The sequence below is a fragment of the Kitasatospora sp. NPDC088742 genome (assembly GCF_055584905.1).
This window is the reverse complement of record NZ_JBVJLD010000010.1, coordinates 135186-147636: the sequence shown is the minus strand read 5'-3', so window position 1 is coordinate 147636 and position 12451 is coordinate 135186. Positions and strand designations below refer to the sequence as shown.

General features: G+C 73.2%; 16 protein-coding genes. 7 read left to right on the top strand and 9 right to left on the bottom strand.

Features of this window, described 5'->3' with window-relative positions; all coding sequences use genetic code 11:
• Nucleotides 1-62: 62 nt before the first annotated feature.
• Genes ACZ6ZR_RS11595 through ACZ6ZR_RS11580 form a run of 4 tightly spaced genes read right to left on the bottom strand, consistent with a single transcriptional unit; the run spans nt 63 to nt 4168 of the window.
• Complete coding sequence (locus ACZ6ZR_RS11595) at nt 63-1292, bottom strand: cytochrome P450 (protein ID WP_465641814.1); 1230 nt, start codon at nt 1290-1292, stop codon at nt 63-65.
• Nucleotides 1289-1840, bottom strand: a complete 552-nt coding sequence (locus tag ACZ6ZR_RS11590) for a cupin domain-containing protein (RefSeq protein WP_465641812.1) — start codon at nt 1838-1840, stop codon at nt 1289-1291. Before ACZ6ZR_RS11590 ends, ACZ6ZR_RS11595 begins: the two co-directional genes overlap by 4 nt.
• A 7-nt stretch (nt 1841-1847) precedes the next feature.
• A complete protein-coding gene (locus tag ACZ6ZR_RS11585) occupies nt 1848-3071 on the bottom strand; it encodes a cytochrome P450 (protein WP_465641810.1) in 1224 nt (407 codons plus the stop codon).
• On the bottom strand, nt 3068-4168 hold the full coding sequence (locus tag ACZ6ZR_RS11580; protein ID WP_465641808.1) for a type III polyketide synthase: 1101 nt from the start codon (nt 4166-4168) through the stop codon (nt 3068-3070). Before ACZ6ZR_RS11580 ends, ACZ6ZR_RS11585 begins: the two co-directional genes overlap by 4 nt.
• A 248-nt stretch (nt 4169-4416) precedes the next feature.
• Here ACZ6ZR_RS11580 and ACZ6ZR_RS11575 point away from each other — a divergent pair, with 248 nt between their 5' ends.
• The 3 genes from ACZ6ZR_RS11575 (at nt 4417) to ACZ6ZR_RS11565 (ending at nt 6200) form a co-directional block, all read left to right on the top strand.
• Nucleotides 4417-5061 (top strand): hypothetical protein, encoded by a 645-nt coding sequence (locus tag ACZ6ZR_RS11575; protein ID WP_465641806.1) that lies wholly within the window; start codon nt 4417-4419, stop codon nt 5059-5061.
• Nucleotides 5046-5750, top strand: a complete 705-nt coding sequence (locus ACZ6ZR_RS11570) for a hypothetical protein (RefSeq protein WP_465641804.1) — start codon at nt 5046-5048, stop codon at nt 5748-5750. The genes ACZ6ZR_RS11575 and ACZ6ZR_RS11570 overlap by 16 nt, the downstream gene beginning before the upstream one ends.
• A gap of 99 nt (nt 5751-5849) precedes the next feature.
• Nucleotides 5850-6200: a hypothetical protein gene (locus tag ACZ6ZR_RS11565; protein WP_465641802.1), complete on the top strand. Its 351-nt coding sequence runs from the start codon at nt 5850-5852 to the stop codon at nt 6198-6200.
• Between the two features lie 20 nt (nt 6201-6220).
• On the opposite strand, the gene ACZ6ZR_RS11560 is transcribed toward ACZ6ZR_RS11565, so the two are convergent.
• Nucleotides 6221-6880, bottom strand: a complete 660-nt coding sequence (locus tag ACZ6ZR_RS11560; RefSeq protein WP_465641800.1) for a hypothetical protein — start codon at nt 6878-6880, stop codon at nt 6221-6223.
• Nucleotides 6881-7015: 135 nt separating this feature from the next.
• Here ACZ6ZR_RS11560 and ACZ6ZR_RS11555 point away from each other — a divergent pair, with 135 nt between their 5' ends.
• Entirely contained in the window at nt 7016-7579 is a 564-nt protein-coding gene (locus ACZ6ZR_RS11555; protein ID WP_465641798.1) for a dihydrofolate reductase family protein, read from the top strand.
• On the opposite strand, the gene ACZ6ZR_RS11550 is transcribed toward ACZ6ZR_RS11555, so the two are convergent.
• Both ACZ6ZR_RS11550 and qcrB read right to left on the bottom strand, forming a co-directional pair.
• Complete coding sequence (locus ACZ6ZR_RS11550; RefSeq protein WP_465641796.1) at nt 7576-8013, bottom strand: PPOX class F420-dependent oxidoreductase; 438 nt, start codon at nt 8011-8013, stop codon at nt 7576-7578. The two genes, ACZ6ZR_RS11555 and ACZ6ZR_RS11550, sit on opposite strands and share 4 nt — an antisense overlap.
• Before the next feature lie 10 nt (nt 8014-8023).
• Nucleotides 8024-9658 (bottom strand): cytochrome bc1 complex cytochrome b subunit, encoded by a 1635-nt coding sequence (gene qcrB / locus ACZ6ZR_RS11545; protein ID WP_465641794.1) that lies wholly within the window; start codon nt 9656-9658, stop codon nt 8024-8026.
• Nucleotides 9659-9785: 127 nt separating this feature from the next.
• Between qcrB and ACZ6ZR_RS11540 the strand changes: the two genes are divergently transcribed.
• Together ACZ6ZR_RS11540 and ACZ6ZR_RS11535 are read left to right on the top strand one after the other, a co-directional pair.
• A complete protein-coding gene (locus ACZ6ZR_RS11540; protein ID WP_465641792.1) occupies nt 9786-10442 on the top strand; it encodes a TetR/AcrR family transcriptional regulator in 657 nt (218 codons plus the stop codon).
• A gap of 82 nt (nt 10443-10524) precedes the next feature.
• Nucleotides 10525-10764 (top strand): hypothetical protein, encoded by a 240-nt coding sequence (locus ACZ6ZR_RS11535; RefSeq protein ID WP_465641790.1) that lies wholly within the window; start codon nt 10525-10527, stop codon nt 10762-10764.
• 51 nt (nt 10765-10815) lie between these two features.
• Here ACZ6ZR_RS11535 and ACZ6ZR_RS11530 read toward each other — a convergent pair whose 3' ends face one another.
• Nucleotides 10816-11283 carry a pyridoxamine 5'-phosphate oxidase family protein gene (locus ACZ6ZR_RS11530; protein ID WP_465641788.1) on the bottom strand — a complete coding sequence of 156 codons (468 nt, stop codon included), beginning with the start codon at nt 11281-11283 and terminating at the stop codon, nt 10816-10818.
• Nucleotides 11284-11409: 126 nt separating this feature from the next.
• Here ACZ6ZR_RS11530 and ACZ6ZR_RS11525 point away from each other — a divergent pair, with 126 nt between their 5' ends.
• Complete coding sequence (locus ACZ6ZR_RS11525) at nt 11410-11901, top strand: hypothetical protein (RefSeq protein WP_465641786.1); 492 nt, start codon at nt 11410-11412, stop codon at nt 11899-11901.
• A 3-nt stretch (nt 11902-11904) separates the two neighbouring features.
• Here ACZ6ZR_RS11525 and ACZ6ZR_RS11520 read toward each other — a convergent pair whose 3' ends face one another.
• The gene (locus tag ACZ6ZR_RS11520; RefSeq protein ID WP_465641784.1) at nt 11905-12384 is read right to left on the bottom strand and encodes a VOC family protein; all 480 of its coding nucleotides are present in this window, start codon (nt 12382-12384) and stop codon (nt 11905-11907) included.
• Nucleotides 12385-12451: the final 67 nt, after the last annotated feature.

Sequence of the window (12451 nt, the reverse complement as noted above, 5' to 3'; positions counted from 1 at the left end):
TGACGTGGTGTGAGGACAGCGGGTGCCCGTCCGTCCCGGTGGGGCGGGCGGGCACCCCGCGTTCACCAGGCGACCGGGAGGGCCGCCGGGCCGCGGTTGACGGTGCCCCGCAGCCAGCGGACCTCGCCGGCCGGGACGGCGAGGCGCAGGGCGGGCAGGCGGGTGAGCAGGGTGGAGAGGACCACCTCGGCGTGCATCCTGGTCAGGGCGGCGCCGACGCAGTAGTGCGGGCCGTGGCCGAAGGCCAGGTTGGGCGACTCCTCGCGGGTGAGGTCGAGGGTGTCGGGGGCGGTGTAGACGCTGGGGTCGCGGTTGGCGGCCAGGTAGGAGACGTAGACCGCCTCGCCGGCCCGGACCAGGACGCCGCCGACCTCCACGTCCTCGGTGGCCACCCGGGGCATGCCGACGCCGTTGCGCTGCGGGATGAAGCGGAGCAACTCCTCGACGGCGGCGGGCAGTCGGGAGAGGTCGGCGCGCAGGTGGGCGAGCTGGGCCGGGTGGGTGAGCAGGGTGTAGACCATGGTGGAGGTCTGGTTGCGGATCTGGTCGAGCGCGTTGAGCACGATCATCACCGAGAGCGAGATCAGCTCGGGGCGGCTGAGCTGCCCCGCGGCCTGGGCCTGGACCAGCTCGCTGAACAGGTCGTCGGCCGGGTGCTCCGCGCGGTGGGCGGCCAGCGCCTTGAAGTAGCCGGCGATCTCGGCCTTGACCGCGCCCGCCTCGGCGGCGGTGTGGTCGCTGGAGAGGATGACGGCCCGCCAGGCCTGGAGCAGCGGGAGGTCGGCCGCCGCCACCCCCATGAGTTCGGCGGTGACGGCCGCCGGGAGCGGGCCGGTGAGCGCCTCGGTGAGCTCGGCCGGCGGGCCCTGGTCGAGCATGGCGGCCAGCAGCTCGTCGGTGATCCGCTGCGCGTCGAGCCGGAGGGCGGCGACCCGCTTGCGGTGGAAGGTCTGCGCGGTGAGGCGGCGCAGCCGGGTGTGGTCGGGCGGGTCGGCGCGGCCGACTCCGCCGGGCGGGGCGACGTTGTGCGGGGTCATGCCGGTGATCGGCCGGTCCACGGTGAGCGCCCGGCTGAACCGCGGGTCGGCGGAGACGAACTTGACGTCCTCGTAGCGGGTGGCCAGCCAGGCGTCGCCCTCGCCGTGGGCCATCGTGACCCGGGCGACCGGCTCCTCGCGCAGCAGCCGGTGCAGCAGCGGGTCGAAGGTCAGCTCGGGCAGGTGGTCCACCGGCCAGGGGTGCACCTGCCCGGTGGGGCGGTGCGGTTCGGCGGGGCAGCGGAGTTCGGTCATGCGGGGATCTCCGAGGGGAGGGTGTGGCGCAGCGGGGTGAGCTGCTGGATGTCGTAGCGCAGGCGCAGTTCCTCGACCGCCCGGTGGTCGATGCCGCCCTCCGCGTTCAGCAGGTCGAGCAGCTCCTCGAAGTAGCGCTCGTGGTGCGGCGGCGGGGAGGCCTGGAAGAACATCCGGGCCGGGCGGCGGGTCGGGTTGGCGAAGGCGTGCGGGCAGCCGGGCGGCACCAGGATCACGGTGCCGGCCTTGGCGCGCTGGTAGCGGGCGCCGTCGGGGGAGCGCCAGTCGCGCCAGTCCTGCGGGGAGCGGTCCTCGGGTTCGAAGGCGAGCACGTCCAACTCGCCGTCCAGCAGCAGGAAGAGCTCCTCGCTGCGGCCGTGCGCGTGGGCGCCGACGTCGAAGCCGGGCGGCACCACCACCTCGAAGCTGGAGGCGGCCAGCGAGTGCGCGCCGGTCACCTTGAAGGTGACCTGCTGGGCGGCGGCGTGCACGGTGCGGCCGCCGCCGGGCGGGACGATCAGGCCGTCCCGGGGGTTGAGGTACGTCACGGCCGCCTCACCACTCCACCGGGAGGGTCTCCGGGCCGCGGATCAACGCGCCGCGCTGCCACTGGAGTTGCTCCAGCGGGACGGCCAGGCGCAGCTCCGGGAAGCGGTCCCAGAGGGAGGTGAGGATCAGCTCGGACTCCAGCCGGGCCATCGAGGCGCCGGGGCAGTAGTGCGCGCCGTGGCCGAAGGAGACGTGCGGGTTCTCGGTGCGGCCGAGGTCCAGGACGTCCGGGTCGGCGAAGACCGAGGGGTCGCGGTTGGCGGTCAGGTAGGAGACGTAGACCGGGTCTCCGGCCGGGATCGGCACGCCGCCGACCTCGACGTCCTCCAGGGCGATCCGGGACAGGCCGACCGCGTTGCGGTGCGGGATGTAGCGCAGCAGTTCCTCCACCGCCCTTGGCAGCAGGGCGGGTTCGGCCCGCAGCCGGGCCAGCTGCTCGGGGTGGGTGAGCAGGGCGAAGACCATGTTGGCGCTGTTGTTACGGACGGCGTGGCCGCCGCCGAGCTGGATCAGCACGGCCAGGCCTACGGCTTCGCGCAGGGTCAGCACGGACTCCTCGACCGCCTCGGCGAGCACCCCGGCCAGGTCGTCCCGGGGCTCCAGGCGGCGGCAGCCGAGGAGTTCGGTGAAGTACTCGCCGAACTCCTCCTTGGCCCGCTCGCTGGCCTCGCGGCCGGAGCCGGCCGAGATCACGGTGTCGGTCCAGTCGGCGATCAGCTGGTGGTCGGCCGGCGGCACGCCCATCAACTCGCCCATCATGGCGAGCGGGAACGGCCGGTTGAGGTGCGCCATCAGGTCCACCGGGCCGCCGTGCCGGGCGCGTTCGGCGGCCATCGCGTCGAGCAGACCGTCCATGACCTGCTGGGCGCGGTCCCGCAGCCGGCGCATCGCGCGGGCGGTGAAGGCCTTGGCCACCACCCGGCGCATCCGGGTGTGGTCCGGCGGATCGGCGAAGCCGAGCGCCCCCTCCATCGGGATGAAGTGCGGCGCGACCCGGGTGACGTCCCGGCCCCAGACCGCCTGGCGGCTGAACCTCGGGTCGGCGGAGACGAACTTGACCTCCTCGTACCGGGTGACCAGCCAGGCGTGCCCGGTGCCGTTCGGCAGCCGGACCTTCGCCACCGGATCCTCGTGCAGCAGCCGGTACAGCATCGGGTCGAACTCCAGGCCCGGCAGGTCGGGCGGGTTCCAGAAGTGGACCTCGGCGGACTCCGCGGTGGTGGTGGTCAATTGACGCTCCTGATCAGCGTGTTGGCGAAGGAGTGCGGCGCGACCGGGACGGTCCAGCGGCCGAGCGCGACCTCGGCGGTGATGCCCGGGCCGAACCCGGCGATCAGCCCCCTGGCCCGGTCGGTCGCGCTCCCTTCGTCGAACAGCCGGGCCAGCGCGTCGAGCACCACGGCGCTGGCGATGTTCCCGTACTCGGTCAGGGTGGCCCGGCTGAACCGGAACACCTCGGGTGCCACGCCGAGATGGGTGCACAGATCGTCCAGGATCCGCGGGCCGCCCGCGTGCACCAGGTAGAAGTCCAGGTCGGCGATGTCCCAGCCGTGCCGCTCGGCCAGCGCGGCGAGCACCGGGGCGAGCGGCTCCATGGTGCCGGGCACCCGCTTGTCCAGCAGGAAGTGGAAGCCGGTCTCCCGGACGCTGTAGGCGATCCAGTCCTCGGTGCCGGGCACCAGGTGCGAGGCGTTGCGCTCCAGCCGGATGCCGGTGGCGCCGCTGCCGCTGCCGCGCACGACGGTGGCCGCGACGGCGTCGCCGAACAGGCCGTTGGAGAGCAGGTTCCCCACGCCCAGGTCGGTGGGCTGGTAGCAGAGCGAGCAGAACTCGCAGGCCACGATCAGGGCGTTGGCGTTCGGGTAGGCGGTGCAGAAGTCGTGCGCGCGGTTGATCGCCGCGCCGCCGGCCGCGCAGCCGAGCTGGGCGATCGGGAGCTGACGGGTGTCGCTGCGGAAGCCCATGGAGTTGATCAGCCAGGCGGTGAGCGAGGGCATCATGAAGCCGGTGCAGGAGACGTAGACGATCAGGTCGATCTCACGGGGCGTCAGCCGGGCGTGCTCCAGGGCCTCCCGGACCACCGGCGGGACACGGCGCTTGGCCTCGGTCTCGTAGCGGCGGTTGCGCTCCTCGAAGCCCGGGTGCTTCAAGGTCTCCTCGATCGGCTGCACCAGGCGGCGGGTGCGCACCCCGGTGTTCTCGATCAGGCGCAGGGCGAGCGGGAGTTGGGGGTGCTCCGGGTGCAGCCGCCGGGCCAGGTCGAGGGTGTCCTCCTGGGTGATCACGTACTCGGGCACGGCGACGGCGGGACGGCACAAGGTGGCCACGGGCGGGACGTTCCCCTCACTGGACGGCGGCCCGCGCACGCCGGGGGACACCGCCGCCGGGGCCGGGAGCCGGGAACGGCTCCGACCCGGAGCCCTTCCCGCCCGGCCGAGGTCCGCCGCGCGTGTCGCGTTCACTTGCACACGAAGGAACCATTCGGCGGGTGATCGGAGCGGGGTGGGGGCGGGGAAAACGGGGTGCCAGGTGGGAGGAGGCCGGTGATACTCGGCGGATGCTGAGGATTCGCCCCGTGATCGAACACCGTGCTTACGTCCTGGAGGACTTCACCGCCTGGCCGGTGGAGGCCGGACCGCTGTCGTCCCTGGACGAGGACCTGGTGCCGCTGGACGGCACCCTGACGCCGGACCAGGTCGGGGCCGTGGTCGCGCTGCTCGCCGCGCGCAACAGGTACCGGGTGACGGGGGAGGACCCGGGACCGCTGGACGCCCTGCTGGGCGAGAAGCCGTTCCAGGGCTCCGGCGGACTGCTGACGGAGGACTCCCGGACCGGCCTGGTGATGGGGCCCAGCTGCTGCTCCGACCTGGACGACTGGCGGAGCTGGTACGAGATCGGGCGGAGCGCCGAGGTGCCGTGGAGCGTGCACGGCACCGACGCCGAGCTCCGCCTCGACGGACCGCTGGTCCGCTTCGTCCCGGTCGCGGAGGACGGGGAGGGCGTCCTCCGCCGCGACGCCGGCCGCGTCGTGACCGAGCTGCCGCTCGAGGAGCTGCCGGCCCTGCTGGACGGCGTGCGGCGGGACCTCGCGGACTTCCTGGTGCTGCTGGGCGACTGGGCGCGGCGGACGGTGCCGGACCGGGCCGAGGAGCTGGAGCGGGCCTTCGACCGCTCGCTGCGGATCTCCTCGGAGGAGCTCGGGCCGTGGGCAGCTTCCTGACCCAGCGAGCGCGGGTGCTGGACGACGAACTGCCGCTGGAGCGGCGGCACCTGGCGCTGCGGTACTGCGTGACGGAGTTCCCGGTGTACGGCTTCAAAGGCACCTACCACCACCTGACCGTCAGTCAGCGCCGGCCCCGGGACGTGGCCGCCGATCCGGCCTGGCTGGTGCGGGCGGTCGGGGAACTGCACGAGGCGCGGGAGCTCTGGCGGGTGGCGGCCCGGGAGTACGCGGCGCGGCGCAAGGCGGAGAAGCGGGCGGGCCTGCGGGCGGCCGGGCGGCCGCAGCCCTGGGTGTGGAGCGGCGCGTGGTCGGTGCCGGACGACCCGTTCTGCCACCCCTCGGTACCGCTGGCGGACCACGTCCGGCGGCGGCTGCTGGTCCTGGGCGGGGCCGAGCTGCCCGGGTGCGAACGCTGCGGCGACGAGCGCGGGCCGCTCTCGCGCTCCACCGGCCACGGGTTCGTGGACCTGTGCCGGGGGTGCGGCCTGCTGCGCACCCCGTGCGTCTGCGGCCCGCACGGGCTCTCGGCCCCCGAGCCCCGGATCTGGTGGTCCCTCTGGCACGGCTCGCACCTCACCGAGGACGGCACCACCGCACCCGGCTGGCCCGCCACGGCCGAGGAGCGGCTCGGCGGCCTGGAGATCTCACTCCCCGCCAGACGCTGGTGGGGCACCGGTCCCGGCTGAGCTCCGCCGAGCCCGGACGGGACCGGCACCCGGCGGTCTCACGACCCGTACGGGCCCCCGGGCGGAGCGGACCCGCCCCCGTGGCGGACCGAGTGACTGGTGAAGGCCTGCCGCATCGCGGCGGCCCGGGCGCTGTGCGGCCACACCTGGCTGCGCCTCGGCCGGCCCGACCTGGCGCTGTCGTCCTACGCGAGGGTGATGGACCCCGGTCCGGGCGCCCCGGTCGCGCTCTCCCCGCACCTGGCCGAACGGCTCCGCGCCGTGGTGCTGGCGCAGCCGGCGCTGGAGCGGCCGGAGGAGGCGGCGGCCGCCGTCGAGCGGGTGACCACCCTCACCGGTGGGGTGCCGACGTGCATCGCGGGGTGGATCCGGGGGCAGTTCGCACCGTATGCCGACCGCCCCGGCGTCGCGGAGCCGCTGAGGACGGTCCGGCCGGACGGCCTGGACTGACGGCCTGGACTGACGGCCGGTCAGGGGGCCGGGTAGCCGGTCTCCTTGAGGTCCTCGGCGAGGTCGTCGAGGGTGAGCTCGGGGTTGAGGGTGCGGACCAGCTCCTCGGTGAGCGGGCGGAGGGCGAAGACGTGGCGGACGGCGTCGAGGTCGAGCTCGGTGTCGTAGTAGTCGGAGGCGAACTCGGCGTACGTCTCGGGGGCGGTGTCGGTGAGGGAGCGGAAGAGCCAGTCGGCGCCGTCCGCGTCGGGGAGGCCGGGCGGGAAGTCGATCTCGCCGGTGCGGTAGGCGGTGTCCCCGGTCAGCCGCCAGATCGCGGCGGTGAGGGTCGGGACGCCGTCGTCGCAGAAGGCGGGCTCGGTGACGCAGTGCCGCAGCTCGGCGGGCACCTCGTCGACCACCCCCGGCCAGACCCGGCCCTCCGCGTACGGGCTGAGGTAGGACTCGTGGTCGAAGCCGCGCAGGTAGACCCCGGCGGGGGTGAAGACCACGGAGTGCTCGTCGCCGTTCCCGTTGCGCATCGAGGCGAGCTGCTCGCCGGGCGCCCAGGCGGCGTCGAAGGCGTGGTACCGGAAGTCCTCCTCGGGGCAGAGGATCGCCTCCAGCACGGCCAGGGCCAGGCAGTGCTCGCGCAGGCGGTCGGGCTCGGGCAGCAGACGGGCTACGTCGGGGGCGCTCATGACGGACATTCAACCGCCCGCCCCTGACAGCGGAGGATCTTGAAAAAATCTTCGCCGGGACCGATGAGTCCGGGTGCCGGGGCCGGTCTGACCCGGTGAGAGCGAACGACGCTCACGAGAGACGGGGAGTACCTCATGCGGAAGATCACCGCCGGCCTGTTCATCGCCGCCGACGGCGTCGTGGAGAACCCGGGGGAGTGGCACCTGCCCTACTTCGACGAGGAGATGGGCGCGGCGGTCGGCGCCCAGCTCGGCGCGGCCGACACCGTGCTGTTCGGCCGCGTCACCTACGACAGCTTCGCCGGAGCCTGGCCGGCCCGGGAGGCCGCCGGGGAGGAGGACGCGCCGATGGCCAAGGCCCTCGGTGACGCCCGCAAGATCGTCGTGTCGAGCGCGGAGCTGGAGTTCACCTGGCGCAACTCCGAGCAGCTGAAGGGCGGTCTGGTCGAGGCCGTGACCGCTCTCAAGCGGGAGGAGGGCGGCCCGATCGGGATGTCCGGCTCGATCTCGGTGGTGCGGGCGCTGCTCGCCGCCGGGCTGGTCGACGAGCTGCACCTGTTCGTCCACCCGATCGCGGTCGGCCGCGGCCTGCGGCTGTTCGACGAGACGGCGGACCCGGTGCCGCTGGAGCTCCTGAGCAGCACCGCCTTCGCGACCGGGGTCCTGCACACCGTCTACGGCCCCGCGCTGGTCGGTTAGTTGAGGCTGTACCAGGGGGAGGGGCGGAAGGGCTCGCCGAAGGGGAGCGGGGTGGTGAGGGTGAGCCGGATGCCGACGGTGCCGGCCAGGCCGAGGCGGAGGCGGCTGCGGGCCAGGGTGAGCAGGGCGGTGAATCCGTACTTGTTGAGCAGCGAGGTGCGGTAGCAGGCGGTCGCCTCCGGGCCGCAGAGGGCGGCCCGGGCGGTCCGGCGGGTGCCGACCGGGTGGCCGTGTGCGTCGCAGGGCTGGACCAGCACGCCGGGGTGGCGGCGGATCCGCCGCACCTCGGCCGAGTCGGCCCGGGCCCAGATGCCGAGCGCGGAGCCGTCCGCGACCACCCAGACGGGGGCGGCGGCGGTGCTGCCGTCGGTCTCGAAGGTGGTGAGCAACAGGTAGCGGTTGTCGGCGAGTTCGTCGCTGTCGAGGCTGCTCATGTCGTTCCCCTCAGGGCGCGTCGGTGAGTTCGTGGTGCCGGTGGGTGGCGTCGGCGGTGGCGGCCTCGGCGGGGGTCGGCTTGGGGAGCTGGCCGGCCGGGCCGTGGTAGGTGCGCGAGAGGCGGACCCGGAGCCTGGTCACCAGCCCCGCGCGGGGCGGGAGTTCGGCGGGGGAGTACTGCTGGTGGGCGGTCAGGCGGTGCAACTCGGCCTGCGGGAGCGGCTGGTGGACCTCGGCGAACTCGCCGTGCGGCAGTCGCTTGATGATGCCCGTCTCCCGGCCGTGCAACACCTTGTCCCGGTCCCGCCGTTGGAGGCCGAGGCACCAGCGCCTGGTGACGGTGAAGACCACCACCGGGACCACGAAGGCGCCGATCCTGGCCCCGTTGGTGATGGTGTTGAGGGAGAGGTGGAAGTGGGTGGCGAAGAGGTCGTTGCCGCCGGCTGCGAGCAGGACCAGGTAGAGGCTGATCCAGGCGGCGCCGAGCGCGGTGCGGACGGGTGCGTTGCGCGGGCGGTCCAGGAGGTGGTGTTCGCGGGTGTCCTTGGTGATCCAGCTCTCGACGAACGGGTAGACCGCGATGGCGCCGAGGACGGCGGGGAAGGCCAGGAAGGGGATCAGGATGCCGAGATTGAGGGTGTGGCCCCAGAGACCGACCTCCCAGCCCGGCATGATCCGGATCAGGCCCTCGGCGAAGCCCATGTACCAGTCGGGCTGGGCGTCGGTCGACACCTGGTCGGGGCGGTACGGGCCGTACGCCCAGATCGGGTTGATGGTCGCGACGGCGGCCATGGCCGAGATGATGCCGAAGACCAGGAAGAAGAACCCGCCGGCCTTGGCCAGGTAGACCGGCATCAGCGGCATGCCGACGACGTTCTGCTCGGTGCGGCCCGGGCCGGCCCACTGGGTGTGCTTGTGGTACCAGACCAGGATCAGGTGGCCGACCAGCAGGCCGAGCATGATGCCGGGGACCAGCAGCACGTGGATGGTGAAGAACCGCGGCACGATGTCGGTGCCGGGGAACTCGCCGCCGAACAGGAACATCTGGGCGTAGCTGCCGACCAGCGGCACGGCGAGGGTGACGCCCTCCACGAAGCGGATGCCGGTGCCGGAGAGCAGGTCGTCGGGGAGCGAGTAGCCGAAGAAGCCGTCCAGCAGCCCGAGGAAGAGCAGCAGGAAGCCGAAGACCCAGTTGACCTCGCGCGGCTTGCGGAACGCCCCGGTGAAGAAGACGCGCATCATGTGCACGAACATCGCCGCCACGAAGACCAGCGCGGCCCAGTGGTGGATCTGACGGATCAGCAGGCCGCCGCGGACCTCGAAAGAGATGTCCACGGTGGAGGCGTAGGCCTCGGACATCCGGATGCCGCTCAGCGGTGCGTACGCGCCGTGGTAGACGGTCTCGGCCATGCTCGGCTTGAAGAACATCGTCAGGTAGACGCCGGTCAGGATGATGATCAGGAAGCTGTAGAGGCAGATCTCGCCCAGCATGAAGGACCAGTGGTCCGGAAAGACCTTGCGCAGGTTGGTCCGGGCGAGCGAGTAGAGGCCGAGGCGGCCGTCCAGCCAGTCCGCGGTGCGGAGGCCGGGGCCCTCGGGGTTCTTGAGGTTCTTGGGACTCTCGGGGTTCTGACGGGTGGTCATGGCACTCCCCTGGTGCGCGAGACGTGGTCCGGCGACGAAACGGGGACTGCTCCTCGTTTCGACGGGCACAGCGTAGCAGTAGTGGGGAGTGCTCCCCGTTTCGTCTCCGGTTGCGTAGGGTTGGGGCATGACGGATGAGCAGGCCGCCCCCCGGCGACGGGACGCGCGGCGCAATCGAGAGGCCCTGGTCGCGGCGGCCACGGAGCTCTTCGCCGAGCAGGGCCTGGACGTGGCGTTCGACCTGATCGCCCGTCGGGCGGGCGTCGGCAACGCCACCCTCTACCGGCACTTCCCGACCCGGGAGGAGCTGATCGGCGAGGTCTTCGCCTCGGCGGGCGGGGCCATGGTGGAGGCGGGGGAGGCGGCGCTGGCCGAGCCGGACGGCTGGACCGGGATCGAGCTCTACTTCGACCGTGTCTTCGAACTGGTCGCCGCCAACCGGGGGTTGAACGACCTGGTGACCGCCGCCATCCCGGCGGTGCCGGCCATGATGGAGATCAGCCGGCGCAACGCCGAGACGGTCGGCGGGCTGGTGGATCGGGCGCAGCGGCAGGGCACGATGCGGCCGGACGTCCTGGTGATGGACCTGCTCTTCATGCTCGGCCCGCTCTGCCGCGCCGTCCCGGCCGCCGAGGCCGTCCGCCCGGGCCTGTGGCGCCGCTACCTGGCCCTCCAGTTGGACGCCTTCCGGGCCCGCGCCGAACACCCGATCGCCGAACCCCCGGTCGGCACCGAGCAGTTGGACGAGCTCTTCAGCGGCCTCTGGGAGGCGGAGCAGGCCTAGTCTCATCCTGCCCGGTGGCCGGACGGCGACCACGACGGCGCCCGGCTCCGGTGTCACGACCCCGGTACCGGTCTGGAGCCAGATGTCGCTGGCCGGTGTCGGCGACAGCAGTACCGCCCTCTCCACCCGGAAGCCGGGGTCGACTCCCCAGTACGAGGCCCGGCTGCAGTTCCGGGTGGGCACGCTGGTCGGATCGATTGCCCTCGACGCCGGGTACCGGGCCGTCGACCCGGAGGCCCTGCTCGCGTTCGGCCGCGCGCTGGCGGAGCGCTTCCGGCAGGCGCAGAACGGCCAGGCCCCGTCGGCCCGCGTCGCGCTCTGAGCGGGCTCGCACCGGCCCGTACCGGCCCGCACGGCTTCGGAACACGAGGGGTCAGGCCGAGGGTGCGGCCGGCGCCGGCCACTGTTGGTGGTGGCCGAAGCCCTGGGAGTTGTCGATCAGGCGGAGGTCGGTGGGGGTGAGCTCCCAGAGGGCGGTGCGGGCGAGGGCGGTGGTGAGGGCGGGGTCGTCGGCGAGGAAGGTGAAGCGGGCGGTGTAGGTGGTCCAGGCGGCGGCGCGGGTGTCGGGGTCGGTGAGGAGGCGGCAGGTGCCGTGGCCCTGGAGGCCGGTGATGGTGCGCCAGTCCTGGTGATCGGCCTGGACGGTGAAGGCGGTGCGGGCGCCGTCGAGGGCCCGGCCGTGGCGGGTGGTGGGGGAGGAGACGAAGAGCAGGGTGGCCCGGTCGGTCGGGGCGTAGAGGACGGCACATGCCTGCGGGCCGTCGGCGTCGGTGTAGGCGAGGGTGACGGTGGTGTGGGCGGCGAGGGCGTGGTGGAAGGCCGGGGCGGGGGCGCTGGTCATGGGGACATGATCGCCCGGGGAGGGGCGGCCGGTTGCGGCGGCGCTCCGGGGAAGGGCATGGGGAGTGCCAACGTCCGTTTGCTGTAAGGGAGTTTGGGGTGGGCGGCCGGTGGTTAGGGTGAGCGGGTGGAGACAGACATCTGGCCCGAGCCGTCCCGGCACGTCCTCGGGGTGTCGGTGCCGATCGAGCAGTTCGTGGTCCGGAGCGAGCACGCGCTGGTCGCGGTGCGGTCGCTGGAGGCGTCCGCGCGCGGGTGCGGCCTGCTGGTGAAGGTGGTGGCCCGGCGCGGGGCGCTGCCGGAGGCGGCCTGGGCCGGGGTGGTCGGTGAGTTCGGGCCGCCCGGACCGGCCGGACTCCCGGTCCGGACGGACCTGCGGTTCGGGGTCCAGGTGCCCGGCGGGTACCGGGGCCGGACCTTCGAGGGGGGTGGTTCGGCCGGGACCGACGGGGAGTACTACGAGGCCGAGCGGCAGGTCTGGATCTCGCCGCTGCCGCCGCCGGGGCCGTTCGAGTTCACGGTGGAGTGGCCGAGCCTGGGGCTGGAGCGCACCGCCCTGACGGTGGACGGGGCGGCCGTGGTGCGGGCGGCGGAGCGGGCGGAGCCGTACTGGCCCTGACGGTCAGTCGCCCTCGTACGCGCGCCGGAGGGTGGCGATGTCGAGCTTGACCATGCCGAGCATGGTCTGGAAGGTGCGGGCGGCCTTCTCGGGGTCGGGGTCGGCGATCCAGTCGACCAGGGCGGTGGGGGTGACCTGCCAGGAGACGCCGAAGCGGTCCTTGAGCCAGCCGCAGGCGACCTCCTGGCCGCCGTCGGTGAGGCGCTCCCAGTAGTGGTCGAGCTCGGCCTGGTCGGCGCAGGTGATCTCGATCGAGACCGCCTCGTTGAAGGTGAACTCCGGCCCGCCGTTGAGCGCGACGAAGCGCTGGCCGTTGAGTTCGAACTCGACCGTGAGCACCGGCCCGGCGGGCCCCTGTTCGGAGGCGGGTCGGTGGAGCGTGCGGCCGCGGTGGAAGTCCGGGAAGACGGAGGCGTAGAAGTCCGCCGCCTCCTCGGCCCGGCCGTCGAACCAGAGACAGATGGTGAGACCGTCACCGGCCATGAACGCCTCCCGGGCGCATCCGAAGGACCCCCTGGCCTTCATGGTGGACGGGAACAGGGCGGTTGTC

Excerpts from the sequence above, each read along its gene's own strand:
- ACZ6ZR_RS11520 (WP_465641784.1), bottom strand. The coding sequence starts at position 12,384 with ATGGCCGGTGACGGTCTCACCATCTGTCTCTGGTTCGACGGCCGGGCC.
- qcrB (WP_465641794.1), bottom strand. The coding sequence starts at position 9,658 with ATGACCACCCGTCAGAACCCCGAGAGTCCCAAGAACCTCAAGAACCCC.
- ACZ6ZR_RS11530 (WP_465641788.1), bottom strand. The coding sequence starts at position 11,283 with ATGACCAGCGCCCCCGCCCCGGCCTTCCACCACGCCCTCGCCGCCCAC.
- ACZ6ZR_RS11535 (WP_465641790.1), top strand. The coding sequence starts at position 10,525 with ATGTCGCTGGCCGGTGTCGGCGACAGCAGTACCGCCCTCTCCACCCGG.
- ACZ6ZR_RS11555 (WP_465641798.1), top strand. The coding sequence starts at position 7,016 with ATGCGGAAGATCACCGCCGGCCTGTTCATCGCCGCCGACGGCGTCGTG.
- ACZ6ZR_RS11595 (WP_465641814.1), bottom strand. The coding sequence starts at position 1,292 with ATGACCGAACTCCGCTGCCCCGCCGAACCGCACCGCCCCACCGGGCAG.
- ACZ6ZR_RS11560 (WP_465641800.1), bottom strand. The coding sequence starts at position 6,880 with ATGAGCGCCCCCGACGTAGCCCGTCTGCTGCCCGAGCCCGACCGCCTG.
- ACZ6ZR_RS11550 (WP_465641796.1), bottom strand. The coding sequence starts at position 8,013 with ATGAGCAGCCTCGACAGCGACGAACTCGCCGACAACCGCTACCTGTTG.
- ACZ6ZR_RS11540 (WP_465641792.1), top strand. The coding sequence starts at position 9,786 with ATGACGGATGAGCAGGCCGCCCCCCGGCGACGGGACGCGCGGCGCAAT.